This is a genomic window from Chromobacterium sp. FG89, from assembly GCF_057808735.1.
Map to the genome: position 1 here is coordinate 48,291 of NZ_JBMDIQ010000018.1, position 15,372 is coordinate 63,662.

Consider the following 15,372-nt stretch of genomic DNA (forward strand, 5'->3'; position numbering starts at 1 on the left):
CTGATTTGTCAAAAGAAACAAGGAGCCCTCCGCGCGCGCCGCCAGGCCGCCCCGGCTCCGCAACAAGCGACGTCCACATCATGCAGATCGTACTGGCCTCCACCTCCCGCTACCGCCAAGAAATCATCGCCCGTCTGGGCCTGCCCTTCCACGCCGAACCGCCGGTGTGCGACGAAACCCCGCTGCCGGGCGAAACCGCGCTGGAAACCGCGGTGCGGCTGGCGCGCACCAAGGCGCAATCGCTGGCGGACAAGCATCCGCAAGCGCTGATCATAGGCTCCGACCAAGTGGCTTTGCTTGACGGCCAGCAGATAGGCAAGCCAGGATCGTTCGAGAACGGCGTCAAGATGCTGCAATGGATGAGCGGCCGGACCGTGGTGTTCCACTCGGCGCTGGCCTTGTACAACAGCGCCGAGCATCGGCTGCAAGAAGCGGTGGGCATCACCCGCGTCACCCTGCGCGCGCTGAGCGAAGCGCAGATCCGCAACTATCTGGAACGCGAGCCCGACGCGCTGCACTGCGCCGGCAGCGCCAAAAGCGAGGGCCTGGGCGGCGCGCTGCTGGAGCGCGTGGAGTCCGACGATCCTAATGCGCTGATCGGCGTGCCTCTGTTCAAACTGATTACGATGCTGGCCGATGAAGGCGTGGAGATTTTGCGATGAGCGGCACCCTGTTCCTGATCCCCGCCCCCTTGGGCGACGAATCCATCGCCTGGCTGCCCGAAGCCGAGCGCGCCAAAGTGCTGCACCTGACCCGTTTCGTGGTGGAAGCCGAAAAAACCGCGCGCAAACACCTGAAGGCGCTGGGCGTCAGCGCGCCCATCCGCGAACTCGCCATGAGCACGCTGAACGAACACACCCCGGCCGCCGACGTCGCCGCCTTGCTGCAACCGCTGCTGGACGGCCACGATCTGGGCCTGATCTCCGAAGCCGGCTGCCCGGCGGTGGCGGACCCCGGCGCGCAACTGGTGGCGCTGGCGCATGAGCGCGGCTTGCGGGTGGAGCCCTTGATCGGCCCCTCCTCCATTCTGCTGGCGCTGATGGCCAGCGGCGCCAACGGCCAGTGCTTCGCCTTCCACGGCTACCTGCCGGTGGACGCCGCCGACAAGGCAAAAATCGTCAAGGAGCTGGAGCTGCGTTCGCGCCAGCGCAACGAGACCCAGGTCTTCATCGAAACGCCGTACCGCAACAACGCGCTGCTGCAGCAATTGCGCGACACCCTGTCCCCGGCCACCCGGCTGGCGGTGGCCTGCGATCTGACCTTGCCGAGCCAGACCATCGTCAGCCGCCGGGTCAAGGACTGGCCCAAGGACGCGCCGGACCTGCACAAGCGCCCGGCCATTTTCATCATTCACGCCGCCTGAGCCCGCCATGGCCAAGATTCCGCCGCTGATCCATTCTCTGCTGGACACCGACCTTTACAAGTTCACCATGCTGCAAGTGGTGCTGCACCAGTTCCCGGCCTCGCACGGCGAGTACGAGTTCAAGTGCCGCAACCGCCCGGACATGCCCTTGACCCAGCTGAAGAAAGAGCTGGAAGCGCAATTGGACTGGCTGTGCCAGCTGCACTTCACCCAGGAAGAGCTGGCCCATCTGCGCACCCTGCGCTTCATCAAGAGCGATTTCGTCGATTATCTGGAGCTATTCCATCTGCAGCGGCGCTTCATCACCGTGTCCTGCCAGGACGAGGAGCTGGCGATCCGCATCAAGGGCCCGTTGGTTCAGGCGATGTTTTTTGAAATCTTCGTGCTCGCCATCGTCAACGAATTGTACTTCCGCCGTCTGGACAGCGCGGAAGTCCGCGCCGAGGGCCTGCGCCGGCTGGAAGCGAAAATCGCCGTGCTGGAACGCTTCCGCGACAGCGAGGCCGCGCAGCAGCGCTTTCCCTTGCTGATCGCCGATTTCGGCACCCGCCGCCGTTTCAGCCGGGACTGGCAGCAGCATGTGGTGGAGCGCCTGAACACCGCCTTGCCGGACATTTTCCGCGGCACCAGCAATGTTTACCTGGCCTGGAAGCTGGGCATCACTCCGATAGGCACCATGGCCCACGAGTTCTTCCAGGCCTTCCAGGCGCTGGGCGTGCGGCTGCGCGACTTCCAGAAGGCGGCGCTGGAATCCTGGGTCCAGGAATACCGCGGCGACCTCGGCATCGCGCTGACCGACGTGGTGGGCATGGACGCTTTCCTGGCGGACTTCGACCTCTACTTCGCCAAGCTGTTCGACGGTCTGCGCCACGACAGCGGCGATCCCTATCAATGGGGCGAAAAGGCGATCGCGCATTACCGCAAGCTGCGCATCGATCCCGCCACCAAGATGCTGACCTTCAGCGACGGTCTGAGCGTGGACAGCGCGCTGGACCTGCACCGCCATTTCAGCCCGCAGATCCAGGTCAGCTTCGGCATCGGCACTCATTTCACCAACGACATGGGACTGGAGCCGCTGCAAATCGTGCTCAAGCTGGTCAGCTGCAACGGCCAGCCGGTGGCCAAGCTATCCGACAGCCCCGGCAAGACCATGTGCAGCGACGAAACCTTCCTCGCCTATCTGCGCCAGGTGTTCAAGGTGGCGCTAGCTGCCTGAGCCCTCCGCGGGTGCCAGCGCGCTCAGCACTTGCCGGCGCGCCTGCTCGGACAGGCGCTCGCCGGCCAGCGCCACCGTCTGCCGGCCCAAGGCCTGGTAGGCGGCGCGCAAATCGGCATCGTCCATCGCCTGCAAATGCAGGGCCACCGTCGAGGCGTCGCCGCGCGCGATGGGCCCGGTCAAAGCCGCCTGTGGCCCCAGCGCCAAGGCATTGTCCAGCGTTTGCCGCATCAGACCGCCCAGCAAGGACGTCAGCAGCGCCTCGGGCACCCCGCCCTGGCCGGCCAGCCGCCGCGCGATGGCAGTCAGCGTCACCAGATAATTGGACGCCACCGACAAGGCCGCGTGATAGGCCGGTTTGCCGCCCTCGGCCAATTGAAACGGCCGCCCGCCTATGGCCTGCGCCAATTCCCTCAAGACAAGGCACGCTTCGGCGTCGCCCTCCAGCGCGCACAGCACGTCGGAAAACCCCTCAAACGCGATGGCCGGATCGGCGAAGGAAAAGGCCGGATGCAGGCTGCCGACGTGCGCGCCGCGCGCCGCCGCCGGCCGCAACAGTTCGGATCCGCTGACGCCGCTGGCGTGAAACACCACCGCGCCGGCCGGCACCTCCGTCTCCGCCAGCCGCAAAGCGCAGTCGGCGATCGCCGCGTCCGGCACCGCCAGCAGGTACAGGTCGGCGGCGGCCAACTCCGCCCATGCGGTCACCGGACGCCCCGTGCCGATGAAGGCGCAGGCGGCGGCGGCGGAATCCGCGCCGCGCGTCATCACGTCCTGCACCCGGTAGCGGCCGGAACGCCGCGCCAGCGCCGCCAAGGTCTTGCCCAGACGCCCCGCGCCTATGATGTTGATCCGAATCACGCTTCCTCCCGAAAACCTCAAGCCGCCCGCGCGTGCGCGAATCCTGGCGCAGACAAAAAAACAGCCTTGCACGATAATGCCGACATGGACGCCGCGCATCGGCGACGCCTGTCCCGGAGAGACCCCATCATGAAGCTCGCCGTTTTCCTCGGCCTCATCGCCGTCGCCCTCTTCTACTTGATCACGCTATACAACGCGCTGATCAATTTGAAGCACCAGCTGACGCAAAGCTGGGCCAATATCGACGTCATCCTCAAACAACGCCACGACGAATTGCCCAAGCTGGTCGAAGTATGCCGGCAATACGCCCAGTTCGAACAAGAAACCCTGACGCAAGTGATGGCCGCCCGCAGCGCGGTGGCCGACTCCGCCCGAGCGCGGGATCCGGAGGCCCTCGGCGCGGCCGAAGGACGCTTGCACGGCCTGATCGGCCAGCTATACGCGGTGGCCGAGGCGTATCCTGCGCTGCAGGCCGACCAGCAGTTCGCGCAATTGAGCGCGCGCATCACCCAGTTGGAGGAGTCGCTGGCCGATCGCCGCGAACTGTACAACGAGGCGGTCAAACTCCACAACGCCCGCATCGAGCAGTTCCCCGACGTGCTGCTGGCCCGCCTGTTTCATTTCCCGCCGGCCCGGCCGCTGCGCTTCGCCGCCGCGGAAACCCGCGACGTGGACATGAAAGCGCTATTCGCGCGCAACTGACATGCCGGCGTTCGCCTCCCTGCTGCCGGGCCTGGGCTTGGCCCTGTATCTGCTTGCCGCCGCCTCATGGCTGCTTGGCGGCGAGACCCGCCATGGCCTGCTGATCGCGACGGTAGTCGGGCTGATAGGCTGGCGTCTGAATTACCGCCATTACCGCCAGGTGGCGGACACCCCGACGTCCAGACTGGCCAGCGCGGCCTTGGGCCAAGTCGAATTATGCGGCCAGGCCCGCTGCCATCCGAACGCGCCCAATTACAGCCCCTTGAGCGGCCGACGCTGCGCCTGGTACCGCTGCTGGCGCATAGACGAGCGCGGCAAACTGGACTGGGAGGACTGGCTGACCTGGGCCATGCAACGCTCCAACCGGCTGGCGACCCGCGCCAACCCGCCGGAAGTCAGCAGCGACGACAGCTTTCTCCTGGTGGACGGCGACGCGGAAGCCACCATTCTCCCCGGCGGCGCCCAAGTGGTCGCTCGCCGCCGGCGTCGCTGGCATGAGGACGGCATGTTGCTGATAGAGGAATGGATAGACGAAGGCGAGGCCATCTATGTGCGCGGCCGGCTGCGACAGTTGGACGCGCGCGCCAGCGCGCTGGACCTTCGCCTGGATATCGGCGCCAAACTGGCCGAATGGAAAAACGACAGACAAGCCCTGCTGCGCCGCTTCGATCTGGACGGAGACGGGCAGCTCAGCGAGCAAGAATGGTCGCTGGCGCGCGCGGCGGCGCAGCGCGAAGTCGTCGCCCTGCAGCAGGAGTTGGCGCGGCAGCCGGCGTCCTTATTGCTGCAGGGAGACGATCAAGACGCGCCCTTGATCCTCACCACCCTGTCTCCGCGGCAAAGCGCCCGGCTGTTCCGCCGCCGCGCCTGGCTTCACGCCGCCGTGGCGCTGGCCTGCCTATTGGGCTGGCTCAAGCTGGCTCGATTCTAAAGCGCTATACTGAAGCGAAAGCACTCGCCACACGGCAGGAGCGCAGATGATCCGCCTGATCTACAGCAGCGCAGCCCATCACCCGGTTTCCGCCGAAGCCATGCAAACCCGCATTCGTCGTTTCCGCGACTACAACCGGAGCCAGGACATCGTCAGCGTGCTGCTGATGCTGAACGACGACTTCCTGCAAATCCTGGAAGGCCCGGAAGACGCCATCGACGCGCTCTATCAACGCATCGCGCGCGACCCGCAGCACCATCAGCTGACCCTGTTGTCGCGCGAGGAGATCGACCACCCCATGCTGGCCAATCACCCGCTGGAATACCTTGCCCCGGCGCCGCAGGCCGACGGCAAGCCTCTGTCCGCCTCAGCCATCGCCCGAGACGCCGGCTGGACCCTGCACGGCAAGGTCCAGCATGTGATCCAAAGCTTTCTCGACGGCAAATGGCATCATCACCTGCCCAACGGCATGAATCCGCAAGTGCTGCGCCGCGGCTGAGCTTATCTATATATGAGTGCGCTTCCTCTTCGGCGGGCCTGACCCGCTCAAGGTTCCGCCGCGACCAACGCCTGGTCGATATCGGCCAGGATGTCGTCGATATGCTCGATGCCTATCGACAAACGCACCATTTCCGGGCGCACGCCGGCGCGCAGTTGCTCATCGGCCGACAGTTGGCGGTGGGTGGTGGTGGCCGGGTGGCAGGCCAGCGATTTGGCGTCGCCGATATTCACCAGCCGGGTCACCAGTTGCAAAGCGTCGATGAAGCGCCCGCCGGCCGCCGCGCCGCCGCGGATGCCGAAGGACAGCACACCGGAAGCCCGGCCGCCGAAGTAACGTCGCGCCAGAGCATGGTCCGGGTGATCCTCCAGGCCGGCGTACTCGACCCATTCCACCGCCGGGTGCGCGCGCAGATGCTGGGCCACGCGCAGCGCGTTGGCGCAGATGCGGTCCATGCGCAGCGCCAACGTCTCGATGCCCTGCAAAATAAGAAAGGCGTTGAACGGCGCCAGCGCCGCGCCCATATTGCGCAAGGGCACCACTCGCGCCCGCGCGATATAGGCCGCCGCGCCCAATGCTTCCACATAGTTGACGCCGTGGTAGCTGACGTCGGGCGTGTTCAAGCGCGCGAAGCGCTCGGCGTGCTCGGCCCAGGGAAAACGCCCGCTGTCGACAATGGCGCCGCCTATGCTATTGCCGTGTCCGCCCAGATACTTGGTCAGACTATGCACCACGATATCGGCGCCGTGCTCGAAGGGCCGGCATAGATAAGGAGACGGCACCGTGTTGTCGACGATCAGCGGCAAACCGTGACGATGAGCGTGATCGGCGAAGGCGGCGAAGTCGACCACATTGCCCAGCGGATTGCCGATGGATTCGCAAAACACCGCCTTGGTACGCGCGTCCGCCATGTCGCCGATCCGCTCCGGATGGCGATGGCTGACGAAGCGCACCTCGATGCCCAGCTGCGGCAGCGTGTGGGCGAACAGATTGTACGTGCCGCCATACAAGGTGCTGGTGGCGATGATGTTGTCGCCGGCCTCGGCGATGGTTTGTATCGCGTACGTGATCGCCGCCATGCCGGAAGCCACCGCCAGCGCGCCTATCCCGCCCTCCAAAGCCGCCACCCGCTTCTCCAGCACATCGGTGGTCGGGTTCATGATGCGGGTGTAGATATTGCCCTGCACCTTGAGGTCGAACAGATCCGCTCCATGCTGGGTGCTGTCGAAAGCGTAGCTGGTGGTTTGGTACAAGGGCACCGCCACCGCCTTGGTCGTCGGATCCGGCGCATAGCCGGCATGCACCGCCAGGGTTTCCAGTTTCATCTCGTCAGTCCTTCCTTCTATATAAGGCGAGTCGCGCAGCGCTCCTCTATGCCACTCGCCTACCTTAACCGGGAAGCGAAGCCAGCGAAAGAAGCTAAATCTAAAACCGGAAAACCAAACAATCTATGCGGACGCACGTCCAGACCGTAAACCTCGCATAGATTCAAAACAGACAAAACAAAACAAAATATATTTTACAAACAACAAGTTAACACTCACGCCCATTAGCGAACTCTCAAGAAATCAGTCTAGCTTCAGCCTATTTACATAGACATCGCTTTCTATTATGATTCGAATGTGAATTCATTCTGATGTGCGTCTTGCGGCATCGTGAATTCTCTTCAAGTCACGTTGATTTTTGAGCCCGCCCTCCGCGGGCTTATTTTTTTGCATCGCCCTGAATCACCCTCCCCCTTCCCCTTCCCGCTCTTATCCTTATGGCATCAGGCTTTCGGCCAACAAGTGCATTTTTACAACACCCGCACGCAATGCGTCGATTTCATGATTTACCCCTTTATTTCATTGGCTTAGCCAGACATTCCCATGTAAAACCACACACACAAAGCAACAATTGGTTGTTGATTTGCAACACCGCATTTACCGAAAAGTTGCATTTACACAACTTAGCCAATAGCATTTGCTCACATTCCTAAACCCATATAAAAGGATGACTTGACCATGAAAAAGAGTCTGATCGCCCTGCTGGTAGCTACTCTGCCGGCTGCAGCTTTCGCTGACGTGACCATCTACGGCAAAATCAAAGGCGGCGTTGAATACGTTGACGATGGTTCCACCAAGATCACCAACATCGACGACCTGGGTTCCCGTATCGGCTTCAAAGGCAAGGAAGACCTGGGCAACGGTCTGAAGGCTATCTGGCAAGTTGAAACCGGCTTCAGCGTTGACGGCGCTTCCAAGTCCAGCTCCTCCACCGGTACTTTCGCCAACCGTAACTCCTTCGTAGGCCTGCAGAGCGATCTGGGCACCCTGCGTCTGGGCAACGTGTCCAACTTCCTGGACAGCGACATGGGCATCGTTGACAGCTGGGAATACGGCAGCGACGCACTGGGCCTGGGCGTGTTCACTCGTGACGGTACCCGTCTGAAGAACTCCATCCGCTACGACCTGCCGAGCATCGCTGGCTTCAGCGCTGCCCTGCAATACGGCACCAAAGAAGACAAGAGCAAAAATACCCAAGCTCGTGAAAGCGCTATCGTTGGCATCGGCTACGAAAACAGCGGCTTCTTCGGTAAGTACGCGTACATCCACGAGAGCAAAGCTCAGTCCGCCTACAACATCTATTACGATGCTAACAACAAGTACTCCGTAGACAAAGTTGCTGGCGCAGGCCTGACTGCCGTTCCTTCGGTTAACAGCACCTCCAATGACAAGCACCGTCTGGAAGTTGGCTACAACGCCAACAACCTGCTGGTTGCCTTCGGTTACCAGCAGCAAAAAGGTGGCCTGGACATCGTTGGCAGCACTTGGGCTAACGCAGTCATCAACGGCGTGCCGTCTTCCGATCTGAACAACGTTGGTCAAAACGACAAGTACAAGACTCGTGAGTACTCGTTGACCGCTGCCTACACCTTGGGCGCTTTCACCCCGAAATTCAGCTACGCCCACGGCGACAAGGTTGAGCTGGGTGGCAAGAAACTGGGTAACAGCGGCTACAACCAGTATGTACTGGGTGTTGACTACGCGATCTCCAAGCGCACCACCTTCGGTGCCCAGTTCGGTGTGCTCGACGTTAAGAGCGGCGACAACACCGTCAAAAACAACGACCTGAAGGCCGTTGGCGTAAACATGATCCACGCATTCTAATTTGTCGGTTCGACGCAAGAACCTACGAACATGAATGAGAGAAAGGCCCGTGCAAGCGGGCCTTTTTCATTGCTTAGACGTTCTATTCACCATCAGATTAAACAATGGCGGCCAAAGGCACACAGTCTAGAAACGCCACACCAAACCGAACCGGGACCACATACTCCGTCCCCTAATCTCGGCTCTGCTCAACAATAGGTGAAGCTCCCTTAGCCCAGGTTTCAACCGTTCTCCCGCCTCCCAAACAAGCGGCCATGAAAAAGGGCAAGCCAAGCTTGCCCCCGACCGAACAAGCACACAGAACCTCTCAGGCCGAAGCGGCCTCGAACGCCCAGGTGTCCTCCAGCCCGAACTCCGCCCAGCACTCGCCGTTAGACCTAGCCTGCTGCCCAAAGGCGCGCAAGCGCAGGTCGCCGTGCTGCAACAGGTATTCCCAGCGATCCCCCAGATACATCGATGCGATCAGCCGCGCCGGCAAGCTGTTGCCGCCGGGCTCGTCTTGCACCCTCAGCCGCTCCAAGCGGATCACCGCCTCGGCCTGCTGCCCCACCTCCAGTGCCTGCCTCGCGGTGGCGCGCAGCTGCCAGCCCTCGCCCTGCAAGGTCACGCTGTCGCCGTTTCTGGCCGCCACCTTGGCCCGCAAAGTATTGTTGGCGCCCATGAATTGCGCGGTATAAAGGGAAGCCGGCGCGGAATACAAGTCGGTAGGACTGCCGGCCTGTTCGATGCGGCCGTTCTTCAACAACAAAATCTGGTCCGACATCGCCATCGCCTCGCCCTGGTCATGGGTGACGCACAAGGCGGACAGGTTCATCGACACGATCAGTTCGCGCAACCAAGCGCGCGCCTCTTCGCGCAGCTTGGCGTCCAGATTGGACAAGGGCTCGTCCAGCAGAATTACCGGCGGGTTGTAGACCAGCGCGCGGGCGATAGCCACGCGCTGCTGCTGACCGCCGGACAATTGATGCGGATAGCGCTCGGCCAAATGCCCCAGCCCCAGCTTGTCCAGAATCTGCCTCACCCTCGCGGCGATCTCCGCCGTCGGGGTCTGGCGCAGCTTCAAGCCATAGCCGACGTTCTGCGCCACGGTGCGGTGCGGCCACAAGGCGTAAGACTGGAACACCAGGCCCAGAGAACGCTGCTCCACCGCCAGGTTGCAACCGGCGGACGCGTCGTACAAGGGGCGGCCGTCCAACAGGATTTGACCGGCCGACGGCTGTTCCAACCCGGCGATGGCGCGCAGCAAAGTGGTTTTGCCGCTGCCGGAAGCGCCAAGCAAGGACACCACCTGGCCGGCGGCCAGATCAAAGGAAACACCCTTCAAAATAGGATTCTGCTCATAATTCAGATGCAGATCGCGCACGCTCAGCTTAGTCATGCAGTTTCACTCCCAGACGCAAGGCCAGCGCCAAGCCGGCGCCCACCATCAGAATATTGATCACCGACAAGGCCGCCACCTGGTCCACCGCGCCGGTGGCCCACAAGGACACCAGCAAGGAGCCGATCACTTCGGTGCCCGGCGACAGCAAATACACCGCGGTCGAATACTCCCGCTCGAAAATCATGAAGATCAGCAGCCAGCTGGACAGCAGGCCGAAACGGATCAAGGGCAAGGTCACGTCCAGACTGGTCCGCCGCTGGCTGGCCCCGGCGGTGCGGGCGGCCTCTTCCAGCTCCGGCCCCACTTGCAACAGGGCGCTCTGCACCAGACGCATGCCATAGGCCAGCCAGACCACGGTGTAAGCCAGCCAGATCGACAGCATGCTGTTCTTGGCGCCCTGCAGGCCGGGCACGAACAGGAACACCCACAGGAAGGCCAGGCCTGCCAGGATGCCCGGCACCGCGCGCGGCAGCAGTACCAGATAGTCCAACAGACGAGCGCCCCAATCATTGCGGCGATGTCCGGCGAAACCGACCAGGGTATAAAAGCCCACCGCCAGCGCGCCGCCGATGATGCCGACGCCCAGGGTGTTGACGATGGCGCGGACGATGTTGTCCTCCTCGAACACCAAGGCGTAATGATCCAGCGTCAAGGTCTCCAGCAAGGACACGCCCTCGCCCCAATGGCTGACCACCGAGCGCAGCGCGATGCCGGAAATCGGCACCACCACGGTGAGGAACAGCCACAGCAGCACGATGGCCAGCGCCAGATAGCGCCACGGTCCCAGCGACAGCGGATGCTGACGGCCGGCCTTGCCCTTGAGCGCGACGAAACGCTGAGCGCTGCGCAATAAGCGGCGCTGCAACAGGACCAGCGGGAAGGTGATGGCGATCAGGCACACCGCTACCGCCGCCATCAGATGATAGGACGGCACGCCGAGTTTATTGGTCAGCTTGTACAGATAAGTGGCCAACACCAGATGGCCCTCCGGGTCGCCCAACACCAGCGGCAAGCCGAAGACTTCAAACCCCAGAAAGACCACCAGCACGCCGGCGAACAGCATGGAGGGCATCACCATCGGCAGGCTGACGTCGCGCGCCACGCGAAAAGGACCGGCCCCGGCCACCCGCGCGGCCTCCTCCACGTCCGAACCCAAATTGCGCAGCGCCGCCGACGCGTACAGATAGACATGCGGCACATGGGTCAGCCCCGCCACCACCGCGATGCTGAGCAGGGAATAAATATTCCACGGCACCTCTTCCACGCCGAACCACTGCTTGAACCACAGGGAGTAAAACCCCACCGGTCCGGCCGCCACCACGTAGCCGAAGGCCAATACCATCGGCGACACGAACACCGGCGTCAGCAACAAGGGCTCCAGCCAGCGCCGGCCGGGCAAATCGGTGCGCGCCATCAAGAAGGCCAGCACCCCGCCCAGCGGAATGGCGATCAGCGCCATGCCGGCCGCGATCACCAGCGAGTTGCCCAGCGCGGACCAGAAATCGGGATCGGCGAACACAAAGCGGTAGGCGGCCAGCCCCACATTCTTGTCCGCCATGAAGAAGGGCTGATCCAGCAGGCTTTGATAGACCACCAGCGATAGCGGGGCCAGCACCAGCAAGGCCAGCGCACCCAAGACCAGCCAGCGGCTAGCGGCGCTCCAGCGCGGCCAGCCGCCGCGCGCGCGGGGCTGGGCGGCCGCGGCGGGGGCGGTCGGATTAATCGAGGAATTCATGCTTGCTCCCAGGCCTGCGCGCAGGCCTCTGCGCCGTCCGCGCGCGGCGGACGGCTGATTGAGTCATTGGAAACGTCGGCCGCAACGGCCGGAAGGGGACGCTATTTCTTCAGCGCCTGCTGCCACTGACGCATGAAATCCAGCCGCTTGGCCTGGTCCAGATAGACCAGCAGACCGGTGCCCACCTGGATGGGCTTGGCGCTGCCGCCCAATTGCTGGTTCAAGGCGGCGATGGAAGCCGCGCCGCTCACGTCGCTGCGCAGCGAGAACAGCTCGGACTGATTGGCCAGCACGCTCTGGCCGCGCTTGGACAGCAAATAGTCCAGCCACAGCCGCGCCGCACCGGGATTGCGCGCCTTCTTGGAGATGATGGCCAGCCGGCTGACCACCTGGGTGTAATCCTTGGGATAGACATAGCCGATGGCCGGGTCCTTCTTCGCCTTGGCGTAAGCGTAGGAACCGAGGATGTTGTAGCCGATCAGGTTTTCGCCCGAGGAAATCCGCTCCATCATCGCGCCGGTGGAGGTTTGCAGTTTGACGCCGCTGGCGCCGAGCGCGCGCGCCAGTTCCCAGGCGCCGTTGGCGTTATGGCGGACGTCCTGGGTCAGGAAGTTGAAGCCGACGCCGGACTTCTCCACATCGTACGTGGTGACCTTGCCCTTGAAGCGAGCCGGATTCGCCTTGAGGATGCGCACCAGATCGGCGCGGGTCTGCGGGATGTCCTCCGGCTTCAGCAAGCGCTTGTTGTAGACGATGGCCACCGGCTCGTAAGTGGTGCCGTAGGCCTGCTGCTGATAATGCGCCCAGGACGGCAGATTGGCCGCCTCCGGCGAAGCGTAGCTGGCGGCGTAGCCGTCATTGACGAACTTCACTTGCAGATCCATCGCCGAGCTCCACACCACGTCGGCGCTGGCGCTGCTGGCGGCGTTCTCGCTGATGAAGCGATTGTAGATCTCGGTGCTGTTCATATCGTGGTATTCCACCTTGACGCCGGGATACAAGGCCTGGAAATCCTTGATCAGGGGCCGCGCCGCGGCGCTGTCGGTGGCCGAATACACCACCACCTTGCCCTCCTTGACGGCGGCGTCCACCAGATTCTGATAACTGGCGGGATAGCCGGCGGGCACGGCCGCCCAGGCGGCGGCGGAACCCAGCGCGCAGCACAGCGCGGACAAGCTTCTGACTCTATTCATGGTGTTGCTCCTAGGTAGATGAAGATGTTCGCGACATCTTTCGAATCGCGCAGCTCTATTGGCTTCGCTTCCCCAGCCATGATATTAGAGTAAAGCTTTCAATCCGCTTTCAGTGACCCAACCATGCGCCTGCTCTTGGTGGAAGACAACCCGGCCCTGTCCGAATCACTGGCCCAGGCCTTGCGCCAGGCCGGTTTCGCCGTGGACTGCATGCTCAACGGCAGCGACGCCGATCATGTGCTGCGCACCCAGGATTACGCGCTGGCCATCCTGGACTTGGACTTGCCCAAGCTCAACGGCTGGGAGGTGCTGCGCCGGCTGCGCGCCCGCAAGCAAACGCTGCCGGTGCTGATCCTGACCGCGCACGGCTCGGTGGAAGAACGAGTGCGCGGGCTGGACCTGGGCGCCGACGACTATCTGGCCAAGCCCTTCGACCTCAACGAACTGGAAGCGCGGGTGCGCGCGCTGATCCGCCGCAGCCACGGCCGCGAAAGCCCGCTGCTGGAATTAGGCCCCCTCAGCTACGACAGCGTCGGCCGCCAGTTTCAGCTGAGCGGCGACGCGCTGCACCTGACGCCGCGCGAGCACGCGGTGCTGGAAGTGCTGATGCTGCAAGGCAGCAAGGCCATAGGCAAAAGCCAGCTGTCGGAAAAGATTTTCGGCCTGGACGAAAGCGGCAGCGCCGAAGCCATCGAAATCTATGTGCACCGCTTGCGCAAGAAGCTGGCCGGCCAGCCGGTTTCCATCGTCACCTTGCGCGGGCTGGGCTATCTATTGACCACACCGTAAATGCGACTCGCCCTCTCCCGCCTCAAACCCGCCAGCTTGCGCAAGCAATTGCTGCTCGGCCTGTCCGTTCCGCTGCTGCTGATGTTGGCGCTGGACGGCTGGATGACTTACGACCGCGCCTTGCAGGCGGCCAACACCGCCTTCGACCGCATGCTGCTCAGCTCCGGCCGCGCCATCGCCGACGGCGTCGCCGCCCACGACGGCGCCGTCAGCGTGGACATACCCTATTTCGCCTTGCAAATGTTCGAGTCCAACGCCTCCGGCAAGGTGTTCTACCGCGTCAGCCGCTCGGACGGCGCGCTGCTCACCGGTTACGACGATCTGCCGCTGCCGCCTCCGCGTCGGCGCGAGACCATCCGCTACCAGCCCGATTACATGGACATTTCCTACCACGGCGAAACGCTGCGCTTGCTCACCTTGAGGCTGTCGGTGCGCGACATGAGCACGCTGCGCAGCCAGGACGTGTGGATACAGGTGGCGGAAACCCCGGAGTCCAGGGAGCAGCTGGCGCGCACCCTGCTCATCGGCTCCCTGGCGCAGGAGGCGCTGCTCGGTGTCATCATGCTCGCCATCGTGCTGCTGGCGGTCGGCCATAGCCTGCGGCCCTTGCGCCGCTTGTCGCGCAATGTGGTGGCGCGCAAGGAAACCGATCTCAGCCCCCTGCCCAGCCGCGAGCTGCCCACCGAGTTGACGCCCTTGGTGGACGCGCTGAATCAGCAGGGCGTGCGCTGGCATAAATTGCAGGCGGCGCGCCGCCGCTTCATCGACGACGCCGCCCATCAGTTGAAGACGCCGCTGGCGGTGATGCGGACGCAGGCGGAGCTGGCGCGACGCCAGACGCTGGAAGCCTCATTGCGCCAGCAGCTGGACAAATTGCTCGCCTCGCTGGACAGCGCCAGTCACGGCGTGCACCAGCTATTGCAACTGGCGCGGGTGGAGCCGGACAACGGCCAGGCCATCGAACTGGACGATATGGACCTGGCCGCCTGGATCAGGGAATGGGCGCTGGAACAAGCACCCTGGGCTCATGGCCAGGGTGCGGATCTGGGTTACGAAGGGGAGGAAACGGTATGGGTGCGCGGCAACGCCGGTCTGCTGCGGGAATTGCTGGGCAATCTGCTGGACAACGCCATCCGCTATCATTCCGGCAACGGCGACTCGCGGATCACGATCGCGGCCGGGGCGCTGCCGGCGCCGTGGCTGCGCGTCGACGATAACGGCCCCGGCATCGCCGAGGCGGAACAAGACAAGGTATGGCTGCGTTTTTACCGCATCGCCGGCGCCGCCAGCAGCGGCAGCGGCCTGGGCCTGGCCATCGTCAGGGAGATCGCCCACCGACATGGGGCGACCGTGGAGTTGAGCCGCAACGCCGGCGGCGGCCTCAGCGTCAAGCTTCAGTTTCCGCCGGCCGGCAGGGGATAGGCTTGAAGCCCGTTCACGGGCTCGCGAGCGGAGACGAAAACCGCCGAGCAAGCGCTATGCGCATACGCGCATCTGCGTTTCGAAACGGCGCTCGCCTCATCGCGTCTCGCAGCGTGCGGCGGACTTTGAAC

General features: G+C 63.4%; 14 protein-coding genes. 9 read left to right on the forward strand and 5 right to left on the reverse strand.

The genetic code is table 11. The features are described 5' to 3' along the window. Positions 1 to 80: 80 nt before the first annotated feature. The 3 genes from ACODRW_RS17215 to pncB are packed head-to-tail and all read left to right on the forward strand — an operon-like array spanning position 81 to position 2,579. Positions 81 to 662 carry a Maf family protein gene (locus ACODRW_RS17215; protein WP_107798364.1) on the forward strand — a complete coding sequence of 194 codons (582 nt, stop codon included), beginning with the start codon at positions 81 to 83 and terminating at the stop codon, positions 660 to 662. Further along, a complete protein-coding gene (locus tag ACODRW_RS17220) occupies positions 659 to 1,363 on the forward strand; it encodes an SAM-dependent methyltransferase (protein ID WP_081546160.1) in 705 nt (234 codons plus the stop codon). Before ACODRW_RS17215 ends, ACODRW_RS17220 begins: the two co-directional genes overlap by 4 nt. Before the next feature lie 16 nt (positions 1,364 to 1,379). Then, complete coding sequence (gene pncB / locus ACODRW_RS17225; RefSeq protein ID WP_255701250.1) at positions 1,380 to 2,579, forward strand: nicotinate phosphoribosyltransferase; 1,200 nt, start codon at positions 1,380 to 1,382, stop codon at positions 2,577 to 2,579. Here the strand turns inward: pncB and ACODRW_RS17230 are convergent. Next, positions 2,568 to 3,440 carry a Rossmann-like and DUF2520 domain-containing protein gene (locus ACODRW_RS17230; protein ID WP_488906286.1) on the reverse strand — a complete coding sequence of 291 codons (873 nt, stop codon included), beginning with the start codon at positions 3,438 to 3,440 and terminating at the stop codon, positions 2,568 to 2,570. The two genes, pncB and ACODRW_RS17230, sit on opposite strands and share 12 nt — an antisense overlap. Positions 3,441 to 3,569: 129 nt before the next feature. Between ACODRW_RS17230 and ACODRW_RS17235 the strand changes: the two genes are divergently transcribed. The 3 genes from ACODRW_RS17235 to ACODRW_RS17245 are packed head-to-tail and all read left to right on the forward strand — an operon-like array spanning position 3,570 to position 5,572. Further along, on the forward strand, positions 3,570 to 4,142 hold the full coding sequence (locus ACODRW_RS17235) for a LemA family protein (RefSeq protein WP_488906287.1): 573 nt from the start codon (positions 3,570 to 3,572) through the stop codon (positions 4,140 to 4,142). Position 4,143: 1 nt separating this feature from the next. Continuing rightward, a complete protein-coding gene (locus ACODRW_RS17240; RefSeq protein WP_488906288.1) occupies positions 4,144 to 5,073 on the forward strand; it encodes a hypothetical protein in 930 nt (309 codons plus the stop codon). Positions 5,074 to 5,119: 46 nt separating this feature from the next. Then, positions 5,120 to 5,572, forward strand: a complete 453-nt coding sequence (locus ACODRW_RS17245) for a BLUF domain-containing protein (protein WP_235089727.1) — start codon at positions 5,120 to 5,122, stop codon at positions 5,570 to 5,572. Between the two features lie 47 nt (positions 5,573 to 5,619). Here the strand turns inward: ACODRW_RS17245 and ACODRW_RS17250 are convergent, their stop codons facing one another. Next, positions 5,620 to 6,897, reverse strand: a complete 1,278-nt coding sequence (locus ACODRW_RS17250; RefSeq protein ID WP_235089728.1) for an O-acetylhomoserine aminocarboxypropyltransferase/cysteine synthase family protein — start codon at positions 6,895 to 6,897, stop codon at positions 5,620 to 5,622. 678 nt (positions 6,898 to 7,575) lie between these two features. Here ACODRW_RS17250 and ACODRW_RS17255 point away from each other — a divergent pair. Then, positions 7,576 to 8,721 carry a porin gene (locus tag ACODRW_RS17255; RefSeq protein ID WP_488906289.1) on the forward strand — a complete coding sequence of 382 codons (1,146 nt, stop codon included), beginning with the start codon at positions 7,576 to 7,578 and terminating at the stop codon, positions 8,719 to 8,721. Between the two features lie 307 nt (positions 8,722 to 9,028). Here ACODRW_RS17255 and ACODRW_RS17260 read toward each other — a convergent pair whose 3' ends face one another. The 3 genes from ACODRW_RS17260 to ACODRW_RS17270 all read right to left on the reverse strand — a co-directional run bounded on the left by ACODRW_RS17260 (position 9,029) and on the right by ACODRW_RS17270 (position 13,030). Beyond that, the gene (locus tag ACODRW_RS17260; protein ID WP_227107199.1) at positions 9,029 to 10,099 is read right to left on the reverse strand and encodes an ABC transporter ATP-binding protein; all 1,071 of its coding nucleotides are present in this window, start codon (positions 10,097 to 10,099) and stop codon (positions 9,029 to 9,031) included. Further along, entirely contained in the window at positions 10,092 to 11,837 is a 1,746-nt protein-coding gene (locus tag ACODRW_RS17265) for an ABC transporter permease (RefSeq protein ID WP_235089731.1), read from the reverse strand. Before ACODRW_RS17265 ends, ACODRW_RS17260 begins: the two co-directional genes overlap by 8 nt. A 101-nt stretch (positions 11,838 to 11,938) precedes the next feature. Beyond that, entirely contained in the window at positions 11,939 to 13,030 is a 1,092-nt protein-coding gene (locus ACODRW_RS17270) for an ABC transporter substrate-binding protein (RefSeq protein WP_107798355.1), read from the reverse strand. Positions 13,031 to 13,153: 123 nt separating this feature from the next. On the opposite strand from ACODRW_RS17270, the gene ACODRW_RS17275 reads away from it, so the two are divergent. Together ACODRW_RS17275 and ACODRW_RS17280 are read left to right on the forward strand one after the other, a co-directional pair. Next, a complete protein-coding gene (locus ACODRW_RS17275) occupies positions 13,154 to 13,819 on the forward strand; it encodes a response regulator (RefSeq protein WP_488906290.1) in 666 nt (221 codons plus the stop codon). Continuing rightward, positions 13,820 to 15,241, forward strand: coding sequence for a sensor histidine kinase (locus ACODRW_RS17280; protein WP_488906291.1), 1,422 nt, complete (start codon positions 13,820 to 13,822; stop codon positions 15,239 to 15,241). Positions 15,242 to 15,372: the final 131 nt, after the last annotated feature.

Bases quoted from the DNA above. Each gene is read 5' to 3' on its own strand.
- ACODRW_RS17265 (WP_235089731.1), bottom strand. From the start codon at position 11,837: ATGAATTCCTCGATTAATCCGACCGCCCCCGCCGCGGCCGCCCAGCCC.
- ACODRW_RS17255 (WP_488906289.1), top strand. From the start codon at position 7,576: ATGAAAAAGAGTCTGATCGCCCTGCTGGTAGCTACTCTGCCGGCTGCA.
- ACODRW_RS17260 (WP_227107199.1), bottom strand. From the start codon at position 10,099: ATGACTAAGCTGAGCGTGCGCGATCTGCATCTGAATTATGAGCAGAAT.
- ACODRW_RS17250 (WP_235089728.1), bottom strand. From the start codon at position 6,897: ATGAAACTGGAAACCCTGGCGGTGCATGCCGGCTATGCGCCGGATCCG.
- ACODRW_RS17220 (WP_081546160.1), top strand. From the start codon at position 659: ATGAGCGGCACCCTGTTCCTGATCCCCGCCCCCTTGGGCGACGAATCC.
- ACODRW_RS17215 (WP_107798364.1), top strand. From the start codon at position 81: ATGCAGATCGTACTGGCCTCCACCTCCCGCTACCGCCAAGAAATCATC.
- ACODRW_RS17280 (WP_488906291.1), top strand. From the start codon at position 13,820: ATGCGACTCGCCCTCTCCCGCCTCAAACCCGCCAGCTTGCGCAAGCAA.
- ACODRW_RS17235 (WP_488906287.1), top strand. From the start codon at position 3,570: ATGAAGCTCGCCGTTTTCCTCGGCCTCATCGCCGTCGCCCTCTTCTAC.
- ACODRW_RS17275 (WP_488906290.1), top strand. From the start codon at position 13,154: ATGCGCCTGCTCTTGGTGGAAGACAACCCGGCCCTGTCCGAATCACTG.
- ACODRW_RS17240 (WP_488906288.1), top strand. From the start codon at position 4,144: ATGCCGGCGTTCGCCTCCCTGCTGCCGGGCCTGGGCTTGGCCCTGTAT.
- ACODRW_RS17270 (WP_107798355.1), bottom strand. From the start codon at position 13,030: ATGAATAGAGTCAGAAGCTTGTCCGCGCTGTGCTGCGCGCTGGGTTCC.
- ACODRW_RS17245 (WP_235089727.1), top strand. From the start codon at position 5,120: ATGATCCGCCTGATCTACAGCAGCGCAGCCCATCACCCGGTTTCCGCC.